The organism is Vibrio sp. 10N.247.311.12, from assembly GCF_041467515.1.
Classification (GTDB): domain Bacteria; phylum Pseudomonadota; class Gammaproteobacteria; order Enterobacterales; family Vibrionaceae; genus Vibrio; species Vibrio crassostreae_C.
On record NZ_JBFSUV010000062.1, the window covers coordinates 1 to 23,054 of the forward strand.

21 protein-coding genes are annotated in these 23,054 nt (G+C 44.9%); 11 read left to right on the plus strand and 10 right to left on the minus strand.

The genetic code is table 11. The features are described from left to right. Positions 1–98: 98 nt before the first annotated feature. Both AB6E30_RS20730 and AB6E30_RS20735 read right to left on the minus strand, forming a co-directional pair. A complete protein-coding gene (locus tag AB6E30_RS20730; RefSeq protein WP_372105077.1) occupies positions 99–1,139 on the minus strand; it encodes an acyltransferase in 1,041 nt (346 codons plus the stop codon). A gap of 122 nt (positions 1,140–1,261) precedes the next feature. Further along, positions 1,262–2,218 (minus strand): AEC family transporter, encoded by a 957-nt coding sequence (locus AB6E30_RS20735; RefSeq protein WP_017072390.1) that lies wholly within the window; start codon positions 2,216–2,218, stop codon positions 1,262–1,264. A 160-nt stretch (positions 2,219–2,378) separates the two neighbouring features. Between AB6E30_RS20735 and AB6E30_RS20740 the strand changes: the two genes are divergently transcribed. After that, positions 2,379–2,972: a TetR/AcrR family transcriptional regulator gene (locus tag AB6E30_RS20740; RefSeq protein WP_017067240.1), complete on the plus strand. Its 594-nt coding sequence runs from the start codon at positions 2,379–2,381 to the stop codon at positions 2,970–2,972. A 192-nt stretch (positions 2,973–3,164) separates the two neighbouring features. After that, a complete protein-coding gene (locus tag AB6E30_RS20745; protein ID WP_076648613.1) occupies positions 3,165–4,013 on the plus strand; it encodes an alpha/beta hydrolase in 849 nt (282 codons plus the stop codon). A 158-nt stretch (positions 4,014–4,171) separates the two neighbouring features. Here the strand turns inward: AB6E30_RS20745 and AB6E30_RS20750 are convergent, their stop codons facing one another. Continuing rightward, the gene (locus AB6E30_RS20750) at positions 4,172–6,706 is read right to left on the minus strand and encodes a glycosyl hydrolase family 18 protein (RefSeq protein ID WP_372105079.1); all 2,535 of its coding nucleotides are present in this window, start codon (positions 6,704–6,706) and stop codon (positions 4,172–4,174) included. A 428-nt stretch (positions 6,707–7,134) separates the two neighbouring features. After that, positions 7,135–7,599 (minus strand): DUF2850 domain-containing protein, encoded by a 465-nt coding sequence (locus tag AB6E30_RS20755; RefSeq protein WP_017094226.1) that lies wholly within the window; start codon positions 7,597–7,599, stop codon positions 7,135–7,137. 307 nt (positions 7,600–7,906) lie between these two features. Here AB6E30_RS20755 and AB6E30_RS20760 point away from each other — a divergent pair, with 307 nt between their 5' ends. Then, positions 7,907–8,188, plus strand: a complete 282-nt coding sequence (locus AB6E30_RS20760; RefSeq protein WP_017089998.1) for a pyrimidine/purine nucleoside phosphorylase — start codon at positions 7,907–7,909, stop codon at positions 8,186–8,188. A gap of 223 nt (positions 8,189–8,411) precedes the next feature. Here AB6E30_RS20760 and AB6E30_RS20765 read toward each other — a convergent pair whose 3' ends face one another. Beyond that, the gene (locus AB6E30_RS20765) at positions 8,412–9,284 is read right to left on the minus strand and encodes a pirin family protein (protein WP_372082913.1); all 873 of its coding nucleotides are present in this window, start codon (positions 9,282–9,284) and stop codon (positions 8,412–8,414) included. A gap of 157 nt (positions 9,285–9,441) precedes the next feature. Between AB6E30_RS20765 and AB6E30_RS20770 the strand changes: the two genes are divergently transcribed. Then, a complete protein-coding gene (locus AB6E30_RS20770; RefSeq protein WP_017061541.1) occupies positions 9,442–9,726 on the plus strand; it encodes a hypothetical protein in 285 nt (94 codons plus the stop codon). Between the two features lie 25 nt (positions 9,727–9,751). On the opposite strand, the gene AB6E30_RS20775 is transcribed toward AB6E30_RS20770, so the two are convergent. Then, positions 9,752–10,942: a GGDEF domain-containing protein gene (locus AB6E30_RS20775; RefSeq protein WP_372082976.1), complete on the minus strand. Its 1,191-nt coding sequence runs from the start codon at positions 10,940–10,942 to the stop codon at positions 9,752–9,754. Positions 10,943–11,257: 315 nt separating this feature from the next. On the opposite strand from AB6E30_RS20775, the gene AB6E30_RS20780 reads away from it, so the two are divergent. The 6 genes from AB6E30_RS20780 (at position 11,258) to manA (ending at position 18,495) form a co-directional block, all read left to right on the plus strand. Then, a complete protein-coding gene (locus AB6E30_RS20780) occupies positions 11,258–11,596 on the plus strand; it encodes a DUF1840 domain-containing protein (RefSeq protein WP_372082914.1) in 339 nt (112 codons plus the stop codon). A gap of 406 nt (positions 11,597–12,002) precedes the next feature. Next, a complete protein-coding gene (uhpT, locus tag AB6E30_RS20785; protein WP_017061544.1) occupies positions 12,003–13,397 on the plus strand; it encodes a hexose-6-phosphate:phosphate antiporter in 1,395 nt (464 codons plus the stop codon). A 147-nt stretch (positions 13,398–13,544) separates the two neighbouring features. Next, a complete protein-coding gene (gene uhpA, locus AB6E30_RS20790; protein WP_017061545.1) occupies positions 13,545–14,153 on the plus strand; it encodes a transcriptional regulator UhpA in 609 nt (202 codons plus the stop codon). Continuing rightward, positions 14,153–15,649 carry a signal transduction histidine-protein kinase/phosphatase UhpB gene (gene uhpB, locus AB6E30_RS20795; protein ID WP_017067889.1) on the plus strand — a complete coding sequence of 499 codons (1,497 nt, stop codon included), beginning with the start codon at positions 14,153–14,155 and terminating at the stop codon, positions 15,647–15,649. The genes uhpA and uhpB overlap by 1 nt, the downstream gene beginning before the upstream one ends. An 8-nt stretch (positions 15,650–15,657) precedes the next feature. After that, on the plus strand, positions 15,658–16,998 hold the full coding sequence (locus AB6E30_RS20800; RefSeq protein WP_372105081.1) for an MFS transporter: 1,341 nt from the start codon (positions 15,658–15,660) through the stop codon (positions 16,996–16,998). 291 nt (positions 16,999–17,289) lie between these two features. Then, positions 17,290–18,495, plus strand: coding sequence for a mannose-6-phosphate isomerase, class I (gene manA / locus AB6E30_RS20805; protein WP_372105083.1), 1,206 nt, complete (start codon positions 17,290–17,292; stop codon positions 18,493–18,495). Here the strand turns inward: manA and AB6E30_RS20810 are convergent. The 4 genes from AB6E30_RS20810 to AB6E30_RS20825 all read right to left on the minus strand — a co-directional run bounded on the left by AB6E30_RS20810 (position 18,492) and on the right by AB6E30_RS20825 (position 21,971). Beyond that, positions 18,492–19,016, minus strand: a complete 525-nt coding sequence (locus AB6E30_RS20810; protein ID WP_372105085.1) for a GNAT family N-acetyltransferase — start codon at positions 19,014–19,016, stop codon at positions 18,492–18,494. The genes manA and AB6E30_RS20810 overlap by 4 nt on opposite strands. 96 nt (positions 19,017–19,112) lie before the next feature. Continuing rightward, on the minus strand, positions 19,113–19,370 hold the full coding sequence (locus AB6E30_RS20815) for a YdcH family protein (protein WP_010432560.1): 258 nt from the start codon (positions 19,368–19,370) through the stop codon (positions 19,113–19,115). A 201-nt stretch (positions 19,371–19,571) separates the two neighbouring features. Next, the gene (locus AB6E30_RS20820; RefSeq protein WP_372105087.1) at positions 19,572–20,561 is read right to left on the minus strand and encodes a rhodanese-related sulfurtransferase; all 990 of its coding nucleotides are present in this window, start codon (positions 20,559–20,561) and stop codon (positions 19,572–19,574) included. Between the two features lie 261 nt (positions 20,562–20,822). Next, on the minus strand, positions 20,823–21,971 hold the full coding sequence (locus tag AB6E30_RS20825) for a PLP-dependent aminotransferase family protein (RefSeq protein WP_372105089.1): 1,149 nt from the start codon (positions 21,969–21,971) through the stop codon (positions 20,823–20,825). A gap of 115 nt (positions 21,972–22,086) precedes the next feature. On the opposite strand from AB6E30_RS20825, the gene AB6E30_RS20830 reads away from it, so the two are divergent. Then, a complete protein-coding gene (locus AB6E30_RS20830) occupies positions 22,087–22,956 on the plus strand; it encodes a GyrI-like domain-containing protein (RefSeq protein ID WP_102393067.1) in 870 nt (289 codons plus the stop codon). The last annotated feature ends 98 nt before the right edge of the window (positions 22,957–23,054 follow it).

The window sequence follows — 23,054 nt, forward strand, 5'->3', positions numbered from 1 at the left end:
CTTGTACGGTGGTGTGAGAGGACGGAGGCCGTGAGGCCTCCTCCTACTCGATTGTGACTCTTTAAAACTGATTTAGCTGATGATGTTAGGCACAAACACTAACGAAGCAGCACACGTCGCAGTGGTGTTTTTTCGATTCCAACAACTAACCCGAAGCTCAACAATACGGTGCCAAAAAATACCGTAACGTCTTTTGCCAATTCCGTAATGCCTAAAACTCCACAGACATTGAACAACACGATAATGATCAGCAAATGGCTGACGTAGATACCTAGCATGCGATTTGAAATGGCGCGAACCCAAGCGTAGTTACCCATGTTTGGATTTGCTAAAAGCCACATGAACACGCCCATCCCCCATAGCGCCGTGCCAAACAAGAAATCATTCATGTTGAATCCGACGTCGAACGTGGTGAGCCATGATGCCTCAGCAAAATGAATCAACATGCCTAACGCTAATAACCCCAACGCTTTAGTTGATGACACCTTCCATTGATTCTGACGAATGAGGAAACCTAAGGTCACCATTAACGTGCTAAAGAACGGGCCGTTACGAGTAAAGAAAGGTGCGCAGAGTTCGGTCAAGTTCGCGTAGCTGCCCGCTAAAACACCATAGACGTAAAGTGCAATTGCCGTTGGTAATAGCAGTTTTTCGAGTTTCATTTCGACTATCAAAGCGATGATCAAAACGGCACAAACCAGAGCGGGAATAAACCATAAATGAACCAATCCACCCTCTAAGAAAGAGTTGAGCGGGGTGTTCATTAAGAAACCCCAATAGTCTTGGCGTTCGCCTAAGTAACCGAACTCTTCCACCTTCGCGAGGTTGAATGGCATGACTAGGCAAATGATGCTCCAAACCACCCAAACCTTGAGGAGTGGTTTCGAGTAGTTGACCACGGTTGTCCAAGGTAAGGCAGTGAGCTTAGGTTGAATCAGATAACCTGAGATAAGGAAGAAAAGAGGCACAGCGAAGCGAGCGGCTTGGTTAAGCACATAGCCAATCCAAGGCACTTCATCGATTTGCCAATAAGTAAGTGCCACTTGGCCATGTAAGCCAATGATCGCCAAGATAGCAATCACTCGACCCAACTCAATACTGGCGATGTGTTGTGAAGGCGTATGTTGAACGGAAGACATATCAGATCTCTAAGAAAATTTTCGTAGAATCTAACAGCCTTTTTATTGAATCAGTTAGCGCTAAATCAAGGGTTGCGACCTTTGTTTTAAGGCTTGTATTGATTATTTGAAGCCTGTCGCAGCTATATTAAATCCATTGCAGTAAGTACAAAAATACCGAGAGTACAAGTGATAAGAGAAACAACAGTAGTAAGCGCGATGATGTTAGCCGCCAGTGTTGAGTTTCCTCCCATCGCACGAGCCATAACGTAGCTTGCCGCTGCCGTTGGTGCCGCGCTCATCAAGAAGATAAGCCCGAGATCGAGCCCTTCAAATCCTAAGTACCCAGCCGCCAATGTAATCAGTAACGGTGAGGCAATTAACTTGTAGCTAGAGGCAAACCACGTCGATAACTTTTCTTGTTTGAGCGAGCTGATATCGAGCGACCCACCGGTACACAGCAGTGCTAAAGGCAACGTCATGTTGGCAAAATATTGACCAGCATCAGTGACCATTTTTGGGATAGGAATCGAAAGTGCATAGAAGACGACCGCTAAGAAAATAGCGATGATCAATGGGTTTTTGGTAATCGACTTAGCGATCACTTTAATCGCTTTCGCGCCTGTGTCTTCGCCCTTGGGTGTCAGTGCAATTACGGCTTGAATGTTATATAGCACGGTTAGGGATGCGACATAGATAGCCGCCAATGCCACGCCTTGGTTACCATAAATATTAGCTACATAGGCGAGGCCGATGATCGCGGTATTAGCGCGGAATCCACCTTGGACAATCACACCTTGATCTTTCGAACCTTTAAATACTAACTTGGTCGAGAAAATCGTGAACAAGAAAAAGATAAAGTTAGCGATGACGCCAAAGGCAACTAACGCGCTACTGGCTGAAAAGTTGTGATTCGATTGAACAATACTCAGAAATAGCATCGCGGGTAGGGTGACTTGAAAGACCACCTTAGATGCGACATCAATGAAATTGTCATTGATTAAGCCGATTCGCTTGAGCATCACACCGAGAAACAGCATTAAACAGATAGGGCCTGTTACTGACGCCGAAAACGCAAACTGTTCCCAAAGTGTGTTCATTCTTTTTCCTTTGTTAGTCGATTTCAATTTCCTTTGAATACTGTCGCATTTTTCCACAATTCTTTGATAATACAAAATGAATACCAAGGGTTAAGTAAAAAACTTGAAAAAAAGTACGAACGTGCTAAAAATAAAGCATCAGATTTATTATTGGTGAATAATGAGCAAAGGAAAGATAACCAAAGAGTATATTTTGAGCCATGCATTTGCACTTGCGAGTGAGAATGGTCTCGAGAGTTTGACGATTGGCGAATTAGCTAAGCAGTGTGGTATGTCTAAGAGTGGCTTGTTTGCGCACTTCAACTCTAAAGAGAACCTGCAACTCTCTGTACTCGAGTATTCCAACGCCATATTCACTGAAAGAGTCATCATTCCGGCGAGAGAGTTGGGCGACGGTGATATTGAAGCCAAGCTTAAACAACTGCTCGATAACTGGCTGGGCTGGAACCACTCGTTCCAAGGCAGCTGCATGTTTATTGACGCTTGGAAAGATGCAGGTAGCGAAACCTCTGTGATTCAGAAGGCACTGCAGAAAACCATTTCAGTGTGGATTGATTACTTGACGATTCAGGTAGCAAAAGCGGTTGAGAGCAAACAATTCAGAGCCGATTTAGACCCGAAACAGGCAACCTTCGAGTTATACGGTCTTTATTTGAGTGCGAACTTGTTCTACTCATTACGAGGCCAACAAGCCAGCCACACTCATTTTTGGAGTGGTGTCGAGCGCTTGGTAGCCAGTTGGAGAGCGGTTTAATACATACAGCAGGTTAACTCGCAAATCATGTGACTTTGCTTAACTAAGGTTTGCAAAAGATTTTAACAGAAGTGGCGGCAAGCAATCATAAACAGCGCTATCGTCATTTTTTATACTAACAAATAGCACGGTCGTTCGATTTTTAGGGCCGAGCTCGATCCGCCAATAATGATGGCGATACAAGGAACGGTCATGAGTGACAAAATCTATTTCAATACATCGAACAAATTCAGCTTCAAGCGTAGCTTGATTGGCGCTACAACCAATCTGCACTACATTTTAGCGCCAAGTCATGCGAAGAAAACGGCACGTAAGCTGCTGCTCACTCCAATGCGTACTGAGCAGAAAAATGCCGATCCGCAAGGGCTTATCAAGAGTGAAATCAAAGGTCGTGATGGCGTCTTAAAAACGTATTCTTTGGGCACGGGTCCAGTTTGGGTTCTGACCCACGGTTGGTCAGGCACCGCGAGTCAGTTCTTTCCTTTGATGGAACACATCGCTGCTAAAGGCTTTACTGCAATGGCTTACGATCATCCTGCTCATGGTGGCAGCGATGGCGTGCATGGTCATATCCCAGCGTTTGTGAATGGTTTAGAAGCTGTTCTAGATTCGGTGGGGGAAGTGGCAGGTTTGGTCGGTCACAGTATGGGTACCGCTTCTGCGTTGGAATGTAAGCACGTTAAATTGGAAAACAAGCCATTATTGCTTATTGCACCTGTACTGGATTATCTAGAAAACCTATTTGGCAGCGTTGCGCGTTCTGGTTACTCAATGAAACTGTTTGAGGCGGTAGTCGGAGAAGTCGAAGAGCAGTTTAACTACCCAATTCAGTCTGTTGATCCCTATGGAAAGCTAGCGCTTCGTGAGTCTCAGACGATCATCGTTCATGATGAGCAAGACAAGTTTACTAAGTTTGATGTGTCTCAGCGTGCTGCTAATGAAATGGGTCGCGTTACCTTGATTGCGACTCAAGGACAGGGTCACGGGCGAGTAATGAAGTGCCCACAAGTATTCGAGAGCTTTGATAACTTAATTGGCTAAGTCTAATGAGCGCAAGTCAGTAGAACGCCCGTAAAAAGATCGTAAGCTCAAAACTCAGAAAACATAAATAAAAAGGCCAACCAGACAGTATCTGGTTGGCCTTTGTTTTAGGGATTTAGTTGATGCTTAGTCAGTATTTAACTAAGCACTATTTTTAGTTAGCAGCTTGCAGGACCGATCTCTTTCCACACGCCCCATTGGCCTGTCGTTGTTGGATCTTCACCTGTTGTCCACCACTTCGCTTCCCAAACTTTACCGCCTTGAGTTACTTGGTCACCGCCAGTGTAAACCGCGCCTGAATCCCAAGCATTAGTACACGTACCGCCGCCTGTGGTTTTCTTAAGAACTTTTACTGTAGTAGCCGCTACTGATGCATCAGTGCCATCGCTAACTGTTACAGAGAAGTTCAGTACCGTGTCTTGCGTGTATTCCGCCGCCACAAAGCTTACTGAAGAACCTTGAACCGTTGCATCAATACCAGCAGGTACATCCCATGTGAAGGTCAGTGTGTCTTGGTCTGCATCGCTCGAAGCCGAAGCATCAACCACGACTACATCACCCGCATTCACTTCAGTCGGAGCCGTAACCACAGCTACTGGAGCGGTATTAACTGGACCTGTGTCTTTAGGAGTTACCGTTACAACAACGGTGTCAGTTGCAGTAGCACCTTCGTTATCAGTTACCGTTAGGCTGAACGTGAGTACTTCTTGTTGAGCGACTTCAACCACATCGAAGCTTGAAACAGCCGCATTCGCGTTGGCCAGAGTTACGGCTGTTCCGCTTACTTGTGACCAAGCATAGCTCGCAATCGTCCCGTCGCTGTCTTTTGAAGCGCTACCGTCTAGAGAAACAGAAGCTGGGCCTTCAACCGATAGGTCTGCGCCCGCTGCTGCGGTTGGTTTACGGTTGACAGGATCAGTAGTTCCACCTGCAAGACCTTCATGCATCGCGTTGAGGATATCGCCGTTATCCGCATCAATTTCCCAAGAGAATAGACCCGCAAGGCCAAGGCTACGAACGTATGCGCCTTTTGCTTTTACTGAGCGATCATCATCAAATGTGATTAGCTGACCTGAAGTACGGTTCCAAACGTAAGGCGCTTCTGCCATTTCGTCGTAGCCATATTCAAAGCCGTTGATGCCTTGGTTGTTTGCACCAAGCATGTTCGCTTTAATGCCTTTGTAATCGATAACGCCATCTTCCCATACACCCTGAGCAGAGCTGCCAGTCAGTTTGCCATTACCTACGCCAGTCATTGGGTCGCTTGGATCTGAAAGTGATGATGGTAATACGCCTTCCCAACCACGACCGTACATCGCTGTACCAACCACAAGTTTGTTCGCTGGAACACCTTGCTCAAGCAGCAATTGGATGCCGTTGTCAGTGGTGTAAGCAGGGCCAGTGTACTGTTCGCCATTTTCATCAAGGCCTGTGCCATCACATTGACCAGGGCGCATGAAGTTACCGCAGTTGAGTGCTGTTTGGTGACCTAAGACGTTGTTCCAACCGCCGTAGAAGTCGTAAGTCATTGCGAAGATGTAATCCATGTATTGGATAGCATCGCCGTAGTTCACGTCTTCAATCTTATCGTGACCAACACCGATCGCTGATGTTAGCTCGTAAGTACGGCCGTTCTCAGCTTCTAGCTCATCCAACATAACGCGCAGTTCTGCCATCAATGCAATGTAAGCAGGGCCGTCATTCACAGGGTCACCAAGATCGGGAGCAGCACCGCCTCCACCAGGGAATTCCCAATCGATATCGACACCGTCGTAGAATTTCCATGTGTTGAGGAATTTCTTAACCGATGCAACGAACGTGTCGCGGTTCGCTTTGGTTGTGAAATCGAAGAACGGGTCAGACAGTGTCCAACCACCAATCGATGGGATGATCTTCAAATCAGGATTACGCTGTTTGAGCGCCATCATCATTGCGTAGTTACCCTTGATCGGTGAGCTGTATTCGTGGCCCGCTTGAGGGAAACTCTTCTGGAAAGCGGCCCATGGGTCATGGATTACTACTTCGTAATCATTAACACCCTGACAGGCTGTCATGAGTGCGTTGTAGCTGTTACCGCCTACTGATTTCACTGATTCATTAGGACCACAAATTGGGATGAAGCCATAAAGGATATGGGTCAAGTTATCAGCGGGTAGGTTATCGACTGTGTAATCACGGCCATAGATACCCCACTCAACAAAGTAAGTACCTACTACCGTGTTTGGATCTGTGTTGTATGACTTGTTGTTCGGGTCCACATTCATCGCAAGCGGCGCTAGGTGTGAGCCATCGGTATCTGCGATTGTGATCTGAGCGGGTGCACTCTTGGCACAGCCTGTTTCGTCACACGCTTCAATTTCCATTTGAAATAAGCCGCCTTGGCCGTATTCGAATGAAGCTGTCGTTTGGCTGCCAGTTATAGGGCCAGTGGCCACTTTAACGCCATCAAAGTAGATGTTGTAAGTGTTTCCTGACGTTCCGCTCCATTGGTTGAATTTAACGTCGACCTTTGCTTTGTCGTGATATTTAACCATCTGGTTATAACCAGAAGTCGTTTCCATCGCGAGTTCAATTTTAGAAAACTGTAGGTTGTTGGAACCGTACATGTCGATGCTAGGTGCTGTTGGTGCAGCTAATGCTGTACCTGATAGCGCTAGAGCAATGCTTGCCGCACAGGTATTAATACGAATCATACTATTTCTCTCATTCCTTGAAGGTTACGAGAACCAAATGGCCCCATAAACGGCTCCAATCAGTTTTGAAGGAGCTTCCCAGTCAGTATTCGAGAGAGTTTTAATTTTATAACTGAAAATAAATCCGTTTTCGATGGACAACTAAAAAATATTGTTTCGTTACAATTCTGTTGCTTAATGAGTGAGAGGCTGAGTCCATATTTTATAAAATAAAACGTCCTTCAGAATGAAAATCTCATAAGTTAAAATCCACGACATGAAGTTATGCAAAGATGCGACAAATGATAGGAAAATATCGCAAGTTGAAGCAGTATCACAAAGCGAAGTGTGCTGGGTGAGCGGTGCAGATCGGTAGGTAAATATGAAAGTAGTGATGTGGAGAATACTTTTTACGGAGAAGACTGTTATTTGGAAGACTGAGAAGGGGATTATCTTTTGAATTGCTCGGCTAAAGAAGCCCGTCTTTGTTGCATCACACTGTGGGTATCACCAACTGCAGTATCCTCGTAGCCTTCTTTAATAAATTGCTGAGATGGTACGCTTGGCTCTAGTCGCTTCAAGCGAGGAGAATCGTAAGTACCACTGATGGTGTAAACGGTGGTTCCAGAGCCTGTGCTGATCGTGACAATCTTGCCATCAAAATCAAACGAGGTAGCAATGAGGCGATGATTCATCATCACACCATTATCTGAAAGTGTCAGGGTATCTGTATTGTAAGGTGGTGCTGCAATCTCTATCCATGTGCCATAGACATTGCTTGGGCTGACAGATTGTTGGTGGGCTTGGTAAGCAAAATAGCCCGCGGTGAGGGCAATCATAAAGCCAGCTAATAGGAAGCTGTAGAGTAACGAGTTGGCAAATAAATCTCTGCTTTTGATCGACTTTTTTGCCATTATCTCTTCATTTTCCCACTGATATTATTTTAGATTCTATTAACTAAAACCTTAGTTTGCAAAAATTGTTATAAGAGTTAGAAGCAGGATCGAATGTTCCAATAAATTTGGTTGCGTTGGCGATTTTTTGCCTGATTCCTTGATATTTACGTTGTCAATGAAAGCGAATTCAAGAAATGCCTAAGCTATGCGTATTTATTTCTTGTAGGACAGTCTCGAATTGGTTAAAACAATTGTCACCTAGATTTACGCATAGGCTCATTCGTTGAGTCCAATAATTGCAATTTTGAGATAACAAGGAAGTACAATGATTAAAGAAAACACATACTTTGAAGGTGGCGTTAAGTCGTTAGCGTTTAACCAAGCAGGCGCTGATGTGAGTGTTGGTGTGATGGCAGCTGGCGAATACACATTCGGTACTGCGGCTCCAGAAAAGATGACCGTTGTTAAAGGTGCTTTAATTGTAAAGCGTGTTGGCGATGATGACTGGACGACATACCAATCTGGTGAGTCTTTTGACGTTGCGGGTGATTCTTCATTCGACCTACAGGTAAAAGAAGCGACAGCTTACCTGTGTGAATATCTGTAACTCGCTCTAAATTCGTTTAATTAGGGCACCGTTGGTCTCTGATTTAATAGAAAAAAACCACGCTCTAGGAGCGTGGTTAAATAAGTGATAGTAACCGGCAGTGGATAGTGTCACTTGTTTTTGCAGTCATCAAATGGATGACCAAATCGTTGTTCGTTGCAAAATCTTTTCAATCTTCAATCTTCAATCTTCAATTCAAAGCTCAAAGACAGACATTGGTAAATCAGTAAGTCTCAAATACGCCGTTGTTGTAATCCTGAATCGTCTGTTCAATCTCTTCCATTGAATTCATGACGAACGGACCATAGTGCACAACAGGTTCATTAATCGGTTCACCAGAAAAAACCAGTACACCTGAATCTTCTAAGCTGTCTAAAGAAATCCATTCAGCTTTGGTGAGCAGGGCAAGCTGACCTTGCTTGATCACTTTGTCGCCAATCTTAATGCTGCCTCGGTACACATAAGTCATGGCATTGTGATTAACATTAGTCCCTAACGTCACTTTTTGCCCAGAATGAGAGCGCCAATCCGCAACGCTTAATGGCACACCTGTTTTCTGTAATGGACCCTGCGCTCGTAAAGCCTCTGAATCCTTGTCAGTTTGGTTGTGCAGTTCAAACCCTCCGGCAATCACTCTTAACAAACCACTTTGTTCACTTTGATGCTCCGCGATGCTTTCACTTTGGAAATCGTGATACTGAGCTGGCTGCATTTTGTGTGTCGCAGGTTGGTTTATCCAAATCTGAAAACCATGCAGCGCACCTTCTTCCATCATTGGCATTTCGCTGTGAATGACACCACGGCCTGCGGCCATCCATTGAGCGCCACCGCTGCGTAGCTCTCCAACATTCCCCATATGGTCTTTGTGTTGGAAGTGACCTTGGAGCATGTAAGTGAGCGTTTCTATCCCACGGTGAGGATGTGGAGGAAAGCCGCCAACATAGTCTTTGCTTTCATCCGACTTCAGTTCATCAATCATTAAAAATGGAGAGAAACGTGCGTTATTAAAACCTGCGAGTCGTTGGATTTTGACGCCATCACCATCTGAGGTGGCATGTGCTGTAATCACATGATCTACTGCTCTTACATTCGTCATTTTGAAACCCTCATAAACTTGAATAGCTGTAGTTTATGTAATTTGATTTAAAAAGAAGATGGCACAGCGTTGAGTGACTTATTCGAAAATCTTGAACAGGTAACAATATGAAATTATGTCTATACTCAATAGAGAGTATATCGCCAAGGAGGCCGCTATGGCAGTTCAGCAAAAACATGGCGAAAGGCATGGTCGGATAGGTTTTGATAACGACTTTACAACGGAGCAAAGCCAGCGCTTTACAGAGGTTGCAAACAGCGCGGTTAAACGCCGCGTGAAAAAACGTGAGATAGAAGCGCCGTTTATTCAGTCAGCTAAGCAAGCCGCTTTTAAAACCGTGGTGAGGCGACCTAAAGGGAATAACCCAAACCGAACACGTCAAGTCATATGGATTATTATGATCGGGTTAGTGAGTCTTTGGCTTATGTACCTTGCAGGTTAGCAGCGCCGCTCCGTTATAGGAATGGCTAGCGTTGGCGCGTTTTTAATAGCGTAACATTGTTCCCTTCGATCTTCGCTTCAAAGCAATCTTCAAGTTCAGATGAATCCGGTGCTGAGCTAACAAGGCTCGTTGGTAGTTCTTCTATCAGGGTCGATACTGGGTTGTCGTGATAATAAGCATATCGGTTTTTTCCTGAATGCTTGGCAACATACATCGCTTTATCAGCACATCTCGTCAGCTCATGTAATTCTTGGGCATCTTGCGGATACAAAGCAACCCCAACACTTAACGTCAATTCCTTGATTCTCTCGTTTGTTTGGCAGCCGCTTTCGAACAGCCCGCAGATCCTATCTAGAATGCCGTCTAGATCTTTACGAGTTGGCACATCGTAGAGCATCAGAACAAACTCGTCTCCAGCAAAGCGCGCGATGGAATAATCGTATTCATGGCTTTTTCTGTCTCTGGTTCGAATGTTGTTGCTCAAGCGATTGGCAAAATGCTGTAAGACACTGTCTCCCACATCGTGCCCGTAGCTGTCGTTAATGCCTTTAAAGTCATCTATATCCAAAAAGACCAATGCCGTAAGTGATCGCTCACTATCCACGGTGGCTAGTTTTTCTGTCGCCCAGCGTTCAAAGCTCCAACGGTTTGCCAAGCCGGTTAACTGATCTCTGTAAGCGAGATCTTCAATGCCTTCTTTATACAGGCGTTGAATATAACTGACGGCTTTTGTGTAGTAATAGGCGGATGTGTGGCACACCAAGCTCATGGTAAATAAGCTAAGGAAAAATCTGTGTGTGCTGTTAAATGGTAAAGAAAAATTGTTGGGCATTGCTGTAATCAAGGTGCTGATGAACAGGCAAAACGAGGTGCTGAAGATTATGCCAATTCTGAAATCATTAATGAAAATGACCGCGGCCAGAATTGGGTAGAGCCAGAGGATGCGATCTGGGATGGCGTGACTGTACAAGAATAGGATGACGCCCTGAACTAGAAGAACACCACTCAGAATCAATTCGGAATACTCAGGATTGATGACTTTTCTTACATATAAAGCGTTAGAAATGGCAATGATGGCGAAGCACAATTCGAATATTGACAGCGTGTAATGTTGGCCTTCGAAGTAAGCCCAAGTATAGAAAATGAATAACGCAGCGGCAGTCAGTGAAAAGGAGTGGACAATTTTTTGCTTGCGGGTGGATCGTATGTCCGCCATTTCTTCTAGGTGCCTGCCGACGAGCCTTTTCATGTGATTTGTGCCAAAGTTTTTGATAATGGTGTTAATAGTAGATTAAATAACAAGCTATGCAGAGGCTTAGATGTCTATTTAGTGTGACTACTATCAAGGTTTCATATGAAAGGCTGTTCAATCAATTCCAAATAGTGATGTATATCACCGATGGTGCTGGTCATCTCTAGAAGATTAGATTTAAGCATCAAACTTGTAACCGTTGTTTGATGTTTATCTACTTGCTTTCCAGAGAGTTACTCCACATAGTTTGTAAACGACCAAAATTAAGAAAGGCTCATTATGTTAATTACCTTTAGTTGTAAAGCTCATGCTAGTGTCACGATGTTTGGTGAAGTCGGCCTCCAGTTCATCAAGGTGCTTGGGCATAGCGGCTCCATCCCAGGTGCTATGGATGCTTCAGAGGTTCCTCAAGCTCTGGATAATCTACGTGCTGCTATTGCAGCAGAGCAGAGCAAGTCCGTAGAGCATGAAAATACTGATGACGACAATGAAGAAGAGGTGGTTGAAGCGCCTGTTAATATCGGTAGTCGAGCGTTCCCACTGGTTGAATTATTAAAAGCTGCCATCAAAGATGAATGTGAAGTAATGTGGGAAGACGGTAGCGGCAAGCGACTGTAGTACGATTCACGCGAAACGTAACAAGCCTATTGAATCTATTTTAATCAGAATGAATGCTGAACCAGTATCGGACACACCATGACCATGGAGTTTTATGGTGATGAACCGATACTGGTGTTTTTTTAGTGAAGTAATCCACTCGTTTCTGTTTATTTACAAGGTTCGTCAGCCCTGAAATGAGTGACTTTTGTTATCGTAATATCAATCCATAACAGACCGTAAACAAAGTGATGCTGTTCACGCTTTCTTGACTCCCAATTCTGAACTAAGAATTTTTCCTAGTTATTCTAAGACCCTCTCTCATGCGGTCGATTTTTAGACTCCTTATTATTTCACGGTCAACTAACAAACAATGTATGGCCGCAATTATGCCGTGCAGACCTCACAAAAAATAAGAGAGTTCACAATGTTAAAGTTCCTAGATCAGGTTCGAAAACCGACGCTGGATCTTCCGGTCGAAACTAGAAGAAAAATGTGGTTTAAACCATTCCTACAATCTTACCTCGTCGTGTTCATTGGCTATCTAACCATGTATTTGATCCGTAAGAACTTCAATGTCGCGCAAAACGACATGATTTCTACTTATGGATTATCGATGACGGATCTAGGTCTTATCGGTCTGGGTTTCTCTATCACTTACGGTATCGGTAAAACCGTCGTTTCCTATTATGCCGATGGTAAAAACACCAAGCAGTTCCTGCCATTCATGCTTGTCCTTTCTGGTATCGCTATGTTGGGCTTCAGCTTCAGTATGGGCGGTGGCAGTGCTAGCTTATTCTTGATGGTTGCCTTCTATGCGTTGAGTGGTTTCTTCCAAAGTACCGGCGGTCCTTCAAGCTACTCGACCATCACTAAATGGACGCCTCGTAACAAGCGTGGTTCTTATTTAGGCCTTTGGAATATGTCGCACAACGTGGGTGGCGCAGGTGCCGCTGGTGTTGCTCTGTTCGGTGCTAACTACCTTTTTGATGGCAACGTGATCGGTATGTTCGTGTTCCCATCAATCATTGCGATTGTGGTTGGCTTTATTGGTATGCGCTTTGGTAATGACTCTCCAGAAGCCTATGGTCTAGGTACGGTTGAAGAGTTGTTTGATGAAGAAGTCAGCGAAGAAGATACGGCTGCTGAAGAAAATCAAATGACTAAGAAAGAGATCTTTGTTGAATACATCCTGAAAAACAAAGTGATCTGGTTGCTCTGCTTCGCGAATATCTTCTTATACATTGTTCGTATCGGTATCGATCAATGGTCTACCGTTTATGCGTATCAAGAGCTAGGTCTATCAAAAGAAACCGCGATTTCAGGCTTCACTCTGTTTGAGGTTGGTGCACTGGTCGGTACGTTAATGTGGGGTTATCTGTCAGACCTTGCGAACGGACGCCGTGCTTTGGTTGCTTGTGTATCGCTTGGCCTGATTATCGTTTCGCTAGAGTTCTACCAGCATGCAACCAGTGAGTTCATGTACCTAGCATCACTGTTTGTGCTTGGTTTCCTAGTATTTGGTCCTCAGTTGCTGATTGGTGTTGCTGCAGTAGGTTTCGTGCCTAAGAAAGCAATCAGCGTTGCGGATGGCGTGAAAGGTACATTTGCTTACTTAATTGGTGACAGCTTTGCCAAACTTGGCCTAGGTATGATTGCAGACGGCACACCTATTTTTGGCTTAACGGGTTGGAAAGGCACGTTCGCAGCGCTTGATACGTCAGCTGCCATTTGTATCGTGTTACTGCTATTCGTTGCGGTTGCGGAAGAGAAGAAGATTCGCCACGCTAAGAAAATACACTTAGCGTCTCAAAACGCGTAGCGAGTCTCACGTGCTTTATTGGTTTAAAGCACGTGAGATCATACCAATCGTTAGTTCGATTCAGTATCATCTCTATTAATAAACTTAATTTTAGATAGCTCCTGTTGGGGCTATTTTTCTTTCTTACTCTTAATTTTGGTTAATATCATGATTAATGTTGCGCTTGTTGATGACCACGTCATTGTTCGATCTGGCTTTGCTCAATTACTCAGTCTTGAAGCTGATATTACGGTCGTGGGGGAATTCAACTCTGCGGCAGAAGCGCGCCTAGGATTGCCAAGTTGTCACCCTGATGTCGTGATCTTAGATATCTCAATGCAAGACGAAAGTGGCCTGAGCTTATTGGAAGAGATTCCATCTGGCATTGCCAGCATCATGTTGAGCGTTCATGACTCGCCGGCGATGGTTGAGAAGTCATTAGAGTTAGGAGCCAAAGGTTATCTCAGCAAGCGCTGTAGCCCTGATGAGTTAATCCAAGCCGTACACACGAGCGCAAATGGTGGCTGTTATCTCACGCCCGATATCGCCATAAAGCTTGCGACGCCCATGAAGAATAAAGCCTCTTTAAATCAGCTCACCCGCAGAGAAAGCGAAGTGTGTCAGTTATTGGCGACAGGGCTCGATGTAAAATCTATTGCCGTAGAGCTAGGGGTTAGCCATAAAACGGTGCATGTACACCGTGCCAATGCTATGGACAAACTCAATGTTAAGAACAACGTCGAGTTAGCTAAATTGTTTACACAAGACCAGTATTAATGCGTTCTTACCTAGCCACCTCCCTGTGTGGGGTTTTTATGGCTGGTTGTGCATGGTTCTGTTTGTGGGTTATTGCCTTCTATTTTATTAATGACCCTGAGTTAGCCATTCTGCTTTTCCCGTTTTCACTTCGATTGGGAATGACGCTGCACACTCGCACTCACTATTGGCCTGCTATCTATATTGCCGAGTGGGGGCTTGCGATCGCTTTAGCTCTGCTACTTGATGAACCTCAATGGCTGACGATACTCATCGCCAGTGGATTGAGTATTCCTGCCACGCTAATTGCCAAGCGTTATTATTCTGGTGACCAGAATCGTCACTTGTTAGTGATGGCGAGCTTAATCATGGTCACAGCATTCATTAATGTTGCCGTTGTGGGTTCTCATGTTCCGGCTGTTTACATGGTGTGGTTGGTGAGTATTACTGGCGGACTGATGCTGGTGCCGATGTGTTATCTAGTCTGGAACTATCTATTCCAAAACAAGTGGTCACCACTGGGCTCTTACTTAATCCATAATGTTGTAGAGTTCAAAATCCGTCACATCGCTTTATATAGCGTCTTGTTGGTCGCCAGTATTTTGATACAAACCAGTTTGCCTGATGAGCTAAGGCGCTTTGCCCCATTCTGTATGGCGATCCCTATTATCTTGCTGGCCGTTCGTTATGGATGGCAAGGTGCTCTGCTTGCAACAATGTTAAATAGTGTCGCGTTGATTGCAGCCCACAGCGGAACATCCAAACTCGAAATTACCGACTTACTCTTGTCTCTATCTGCTCAAACCATCACAGGTATACTGCTTGGTTTAGCGGTTCAAAAGCAGAAAGATCTCAACTCCAAATTGCGAAGTGAACTCTCCAGAAATCAAAACCTTTCACGTCAGTTAGTTACCGCTGAAGAGTCGGTTCGTCGTGATATTGCGCGTGAACTGCATGATGAAATCGGCCAAAACATCACGGCAATTCGTACTCAGGCAAGCATTATTAAACGTGTCGACGCGGCTGAGATGAGCGTTCGCTGTGCGGGTACCATTGAATCATTATCTTTGAATGTTTATGACACCACCAAACGTCTACTTACAAAATTAAGACCTAAGATGCTGGACGATCTGGACCTAAAAGATTCCGTGGAACAGCTTATTCGAGAGATGGAGTTTTCGGATCACGGCGTTGATATTCAGTTAAATTGGCAAGGTGATTACTCGTGTTTGAGTGACACGCTTAAGGTCACTATCTTCAGGCTGTGCCAAGAATCTCTAAACAATGCCTCTAAATACGCCAACGCGAGCGAAATCAGAATTGAACTGATTTTAGGTGACCAGGCTTACCTTCAGATCACAGATAATGGCATTGGTTTTACAGCGCAAGATCTTCTCAAAGGAATGGGTGTTCGTGGTATGCAAGAGCGTGTTCAGGCGCTCGGCGGCAAGATGACAATCAACGCTAATGGCTCATCTTCGGGTACCAATATCAGCGTTACATTACCTAAAGTGTGAGAACGAATATGTTTGGATTTCTGCGCTCAACAACGTCAGAGAGTGATGCTCTAACTGATGATGAGGTCAATCAGAGTTATCGCTATTGGCGCCTTCACATCATGATAGGAATGTATGTCGGCTATGCGGGTTTTTACTTCACTCGTAAAACCTTTAATTACGCCGCGCCTGCAATGATCACCGATCTTGGTTTGGACAAAGGCGATATCGGCTTAATTGGCACGCTCTTTTATCTTTCTTATGGCTTATCGAAATTTATCTCAGGTACGATATCGGATCGGTCGAACCCTCGTTATTTCATGGGGCTTGGCCTAATCGCGACTGGTCTGATAAACATCGCGTTTGGCTTTTCGAGTTCGTTAGCAGCTTTCATCTCGCTGTGGGTACTGAATGCATGGTTCCAAGGTTGGGGCTGGCCATCGTGTTCCAAGTTATTGACGACTTGGTATTCTCGCTCCGAAAGAGGCTTTCGTTGGGCAATTTGGAATACAGCGCACAACGTTGGTGGAGCGCTTATCCCTATTCTTGTGGGTTATCTAACGCTACAGTTCAGTTGGCGAGCTGGGTTTATCTGGCCGGGTGTGATTGGTGTATTTATCGGTCTTATTGTCTGCTGGCGCTTACGTGACAAGCCCACCACCATGGGACTTCCGACGGTAGGGAAGTGGCGTAATGATCACCTGGAATTAGCGCAAGAGAGCCATGGGCAAGGGTTAAGCTATCGAGAGATCCTGAAAACCTATGTGTTCAGCAATAAGTACATTTGGTTGCTCGCCTTTAGCTATGTGTTGGTTTACATCGTAAGAACGGCAGTTAACGACTGGGGCAACTTATACCTCACCGAAGAACACGATTACAGTTTGATCAACGCCAACGCTGCCTTGTCTCTGTTCGAGATAGGAGGTTTTGTTGGTTCACTTGTTGCTGGGTGGGGATCAGATAGGTTGTTTGGTGGCAACCGCGGTCCAATGAACATCTTGTTTGCGATTGGCATCTTCCTTTCGGTTTCGGCTTTATGGCTTATGCCTTTAACCAACTTTGTGTTTCAAGCGGCTGGGCTATTCTGCATTGGCTTTTTTGTTTTTGGCCCTCAAATGCTTATTGGCATGGCGGCGGCGGAATGTTCACATAAAGACTCTGCCGGGGCGGCGACAGGTTTTGTTGGCTTGTTTGCTTATATGGGAGCAGCACTCTCGGGTTATCCATTAGCGCTCGTTCTAGAAACTTATGGCTGGAGTGGGTTCTTCATTACCATCTCGACTTGTGCGGCCGTTATTGGCTTGCTGTTACTGCCTTTCTTACAAGCTCAATCACCTCAGAAAAGTGCAGAAGCTCGCTCTAGCTTTTAAGGAACGATAACAAGATAGTCACTAGTGTTTGTATTCAGATGCTTGTATCGCTGCTGTAACCAGTGCGATACAAGCCGCTATCTTATTTTCGGCGCTTTCTATACGTGATATTCAAATGTGACTCTTTTCACGCTTTTCATCGGTCTCACCTGTTTCTAAGAATTTTTCCTATTGCGTCTAAGACCTCATCTCATGTGGGTTCTAGCCGAGCTCTGTAGTCTTTCTAATTATTTACGTTATTAGAAATCAGCTCTCTGAATTGTGTTCAAAGGGCTCACTACGGAAAACGCCATGTCACTCAGCCACCTCTCAGAACACTCATTTTTCCCAATGGAAAACACCATCCAAAATTATGCATGGGGGAGCATTTCTTCGATACGTGAACTGTTTGGCTTTCAGAATGAGTCACAAGGGCCGCAAGCGGAAGTTTGGATGGGAGCGCATCCGAAGGGCTGCTCAATGGTCAAGCTGGGTCAACATTTGGTGCCTCTATCTGAGCTGATTAACAAGAACAAACCCGCTTATCTATCAAGCGATATTGCGCAGGAGTTTGGTGAGTTACCTTTCTTGTTTAAGATCTTGGCAGCAGAAAAAGCGCTGTCTGTTCAGGTTCACCCAAACAAGCGCCAAGCAGAGGTTGGCTTTGCAAGAGAGGAGCAAGCAGGAATCCCTCTGACTGCAGGACATCGTAATTACAAAGACTCTAACCACAAACCTGAATTGGTTTACGCGATCACTGAATATCAAGCAATGAATGGCTTTCGAGAATTCGATGAAATATTAGGGTTGTTCAGAAAGTTGAATTCGAGCGAGCTGGCTGGTTTAGTTGAAGAGTTTGGCAACCACCTTGATTCTCTAGGTTTAGAGGCGTTTTTCCGTGATTTATTAACTCTGGACGACCAACGTAAACACCGAGCATTAGAGCAACTTCTGGCTTACGCAGCCGCTCACCAAGGTCAATCTGAGTTTGCTTTGGTTACTGAGCTTAGCCACCAGTACCCGAATGATATCGGTTTGTTTTGCGTTCTGCTGCTTAACTTGATCACACTACGGCCGGGTGAAGCGATGTATTTGAATGCAAACACTCCGCACGCATACATCAAGGGGACTGGGCTCGAGATTATGGCCAATTCAGACAATGTGCTGCGAGCTGGCTTAACGCCAAAACACATCGATGTCGCTGAGTTGGTTGCCTGCACAGAGTTTACACCAATCCCGTTCGAACGCTTGTTGTTAGCACCTTCAAAGTTAGGTCAATGTGATCGCTATGATATCCCAGTTAGTGACTTTGATTTCAATATTTTTCATCGCCCAAAGCAAGAAGAAGTCATCACAAGCGGTGCTGAAATTTTAATGGCGATAGATGATGATTTAACGTTAATGAGTCAGAAAGGTGAACACCTAACACTCACCAAAGGGCAATCGGTATTTATCCCAGCTTATATTGGTCATTATGTACTGAGCAGTAATGGGCGAGTGGCTAGGGCGTTTAATTAGAGATGGTGTTTGTGGTATAGATTGAGCTCCATCCCCACAAAATCATCATCTCCTTCATCAACAACGTGATAGCCAAGCGATTGATAAAAGTTAATAGCACGAGCATTACTTTTAAAACTCGATAGAGTGACTTGACTAAGTTGCTCTGCCATAGCTTTTTTATGTATGAGAGTCATGACTTGCTTGCCAAGCGAACGACCTTGGTACTGGGGGAAAATGATCAGCAAATGAATATGGTATGCGTTGTCATAAGGTTTAAAGCAGGCGAGCCCCACTCTTTTATTTTCGCGATATACCCAATGAAACCAAGATGGATGGTATTCGTTTAAAAGTCGTTGACGTTGAAAGTCGTCATCCCAGCCGAAAACGCTATCTACGTGTATGAAGATACCTTGTTTAACACACGTAAACAGTTCTTCGAATTCAGAATTTGAAACGAGCTGGAATTGTATGTTCTCTTCTTCTATTACCACTCGGCTTGCTTCCTTATCAAACGCCTTTGAATAAGCAAACAGTAACATAATTGAAGAAGCCGAATTAGCTTAGATTTGCGATGTGATGAAACCAAAAAGCCATGCGTGGTGCATGGCTTAGAATAAAGTATTGGATTGATTTTTCTATACGATCTTAAGTGCGTGGTGGCGTGTGAGCTGTTTGTGTAGCGAGTCTTTTAGCGCCATGCGTTCAACTTTGAGGTTGTGCATGCTGTCGTCATCGATAGGGCTGCCAGAGATTTCTAGCTGACGGATGTCGTAGTCGAGTTGGTGGTATTTCTGCATGTCTGCTTTGAATTTTTCGTCGTCGTGGTTGAGCTGAACAATGTCTAATTTAAGATCTGGGAAATCTAAGATAAAGGCATGGTTTTCATTGAGCATTGGCACTTCCTCTCTAGTCGAATTATTAACAGTATAGAAGTAATTTTTCGAAAGAAATGTGGTTCAAAACACAAAGCCGTAAAGCGATCAAAAAAGGGCGCAAACTCGTGGGATTATCCTCGAAATTGCGCCCTTTTGTATGTATATAGCTAACTATTTATAGTTATATGTTTAGAACTATAAGAGTTTAAAGCAGAAAGTTTACTTTGCTTTCTTACCAGAGCGTTGCTGCTCTTTGTGTGCAAGCTTCTCTTTTTTGCGTTGCTCGATAAGGTGAGCAGCTTCGCCGCCTACGTGGGCTTCGCCACGAGCATTCGACAGTTGAACTTGCTTTTCACGTTCACGGAAACGGGCTTTCTGCTCGTCGCTGTGCTTATCAATACACTTAGGGCAGCTTACGCCTTTCTCGAAGTGTTTAGAGGCTTTGTCTTCGTCAGTGATTGGCAGGCGACACGCGTTACACACATCGTAACCGCTCTTTTCTAGCTGGTGGTTTACTGCAACTCGACCATCAAATACGTAGCAGTCGCCTTCCCACATACTCTCTTCTTCAGGTACCTCTTCTAGGTACTTAAGAATGCCGCCTTCAAGGTGATAAACCTCATCAAAGCCTTGTTCTTTCATGTAGGCTGTTGATTTTTCGCAACGAATACCGCCAGTACAGAACATCGCAACTTTCTTGTGCTTCTTAGGATCAAGGTTGTCTTCAACGTACTGAGGGAACTCACGGAAGGTTTCTGTGTTTGGGTTTACGGCATTTTTGAAGGTGCCGATGTCCACTTCGTAGTCGTTACGAGTATCAACCAGAATCACATCAGGATCAGAGATCAATGCGTTCCACTCGTTTGGTTTCACGTAAGTGCCAACAACATGGCGTGGGTCGATGCCCTCAACGCCCATGGTTACGATCTCTTTCTTAAGCTTAACCTTGGTGCGATTGAATGGTTGTTCTTCGTTGAACGACTCTTTGTAAACAACATCAGCCAAGCGAGAATCTTGTTTGAACCATTGAAGAAGGGCGTCGATAGATTCGCGCTTACCTGCAACGGTACCGTTGATGCCTTCACTCGCAAGTAACAAAGTACCGCGGATTTGGTTGGCTTCTAACACGTCGGTTAGTGGCTGGCGAATTTCTTGGTAATCATCAAGTGCTACGAATTTATACAGAGCACATACAACATATTGAGACATGGTTTTTCCTTTCTGCGAGCTGGAACGTAAATCCAGAGCGGTTGCCTATTCAGATCAAAACTTAGTATTTCAACTCAGCTCAGTCTGTTGGCTTATTAAAATCAGCCGCAGTATAACCAAGGCGGTACGGGACAAAAACCAACCAAAGGTAGGGCTATTTAACGCCTTTTTTATTGTGGATTTATGGTTTGAGGAACGAAAAAGCCCTGCTGTACAAATACAGCAGGGCTTGGTGTTGAATCTGTCTTACTTAATCAGCGATTACGCTTGGTTAAGTACTTCCGCTAAGCGTTTCACCGCTTCAGTCAGCTCTTCTGGTTTAGCGTTAGTGAAGTTTAAGCGCAGTGCAGCTTTTGCTTCATCAGCCTTTGGATAAAATACTGGGCTTGGTACAACCGCCACACCATTCGATAATAGAGTTTTAGCCAATTCGAAGGTGTCGCACTCTGGGATCTCAACCCAAATGAACATCCCGCCATCGACGGCTTTTAACACGCAATCTGCAGGCAGTTGTTTCTCTAGCTCTGAGAACAGCACTTCATAACGAGACTTGTACAGGGTGCGAATGTTCTCCATGTGTACGCCAAAGTCTTCATGTTTTAGAAGACCAACAAGCAGTGCTTGCATGGGTACACTTGAGTGTAAGTCAGCGCCTTGCTTCACTTTGATCAGTGGTTCAAGGTAGCTGCGTTTACCTGTTACCGCGCCAATACGTAGACCTGGCGATGCAATCTTAGAGAATGAACGAAGAACGATAGAGTTATCAGGGCAGAACGAAGAAACCAACGGCAGTTCTGTACCTGTGAAACGCAGCTCACGATATGGTGCATCTTCAATGAATGCCACGTTGTATTTGATACACAGCTCAGCGACTTTTTGACGAGTTTCTGTTGCCCAGCACACGCCGGTTGGGTTGTGGAAATCAGGCACGGCATAGAACATCTTCGGTGATTGCTGTGCAAAGCACGTTTCCAGTTCATCTAGGTTCGGGCCAAATTCAGTTTGAGACACGGTCGCAATGTTTGCTTGAACTAGGCCAAACACCTGCATCGCACCTAAGTAGCTTGGCGCTTCCATCACAACCACATCACCTGGGTCGACATACGCACGCGCAATCAAATCCAAACCTTGCTGAGAGCCAGTACAAATCGTTGCCGTGTGTGATTCTGGCAATTGGTAGCTTTGTGTTAGGTGGTCAAGCAACGGGCCGTAACCGGCAGTAGAACCGTATTGGAAAACTTCAGGCATGTTCGCTAGGTTTTCTAGCGTTGGCTTCATTAAATCGATTGGGAATGTTTTCTCGTCCGGTAAACCGCCGGCCAATGAGATGACATTTGGATCACTTGCGGCTGCGAGGATCTCTCGAATGTATGAAGATTGAATCTGTTGTAATGACTGTGCGATTTCCATGTGTTGTGTCTCGTCGTTTATCGTTTTTATTCTATCGCTTGATATTACACGGCAATTGTAAAAACTAGCGTGTCCGTTTATGCTCTTAAACATGTCCATTTATGTTATTTAAACGATGTCACGTCAACACATATCGCGAATCAATGATGTCCTGTTCCATATTCACCAAGACATCAGTCAGCCTTTGTCTGCCAAAGAGTTATCTGAGATAGCGGCCTATTCAGAACAGCACTTTCATCGCACCTTTAAAAGCGTGGTCGGGGAGTCGTTGCATCAATATATCCGACGCACTCGAATGGAGTATGCAGCCAACCAATTGATGTTTGATATCAGCTCGTCAGTGGTCGAGATCGCCCATAAATGTGGCTTTAGCTCGGTGTCTTCGTTTAGTCGAGCATTTAAAGCGACCTTTAATATGTCTCCGGGCGAGTGGCGTAAACACGATTTACAAGTAGCAGAAAAACCCTATTTGAAAGATCCCGAAGTGGCGGCGGGCTATTTGAATGTGGCGCAGCGAGTATTGCCCGAACCCAAGATCGTTGAAGTGCCTGAACGCATGGCGGCCTATGTTCGACATACGGGTTATAACCGCTCTATTCGCAATGCGTGGTTGATATTGAAAGCGTGGGCGAATTCCGAACAGCGTGATTTTTCGAGCCAATTTGGTTTGCATCACTCAAACCCTGCTTGGGTTGAAATGGATCAGTGTCGTTATGTCGCGTGTATCGCGATTGATGAGCCGATTAAGTATCGTAGCGTAGTTAATCAGATGGTGATTCCGGGCGGCTTACACGCTGTGTTTCGACTAAATGGCCGCTATGGAGAACTGCTACCACAGATCAGTATGGTGTTAGAAAAGTGGCTACCCACATCTGGTTTCAAACAGCGCTCGACTCCCGCGTATGTGCATTATCATCAGAATCATTTTCTCAACACCGATGAAGTGTTCGAACTCGATTTCTACCTTCCCGTGAGCTTTTACTAATCGATGGTTGTGCTGTTTTGTTGAACCAGACTTTGATCTTTTGTTGAGACAAATTAGCATAACCAATAGCAGCTAACGATTTTATGCAGTTGGCCTAA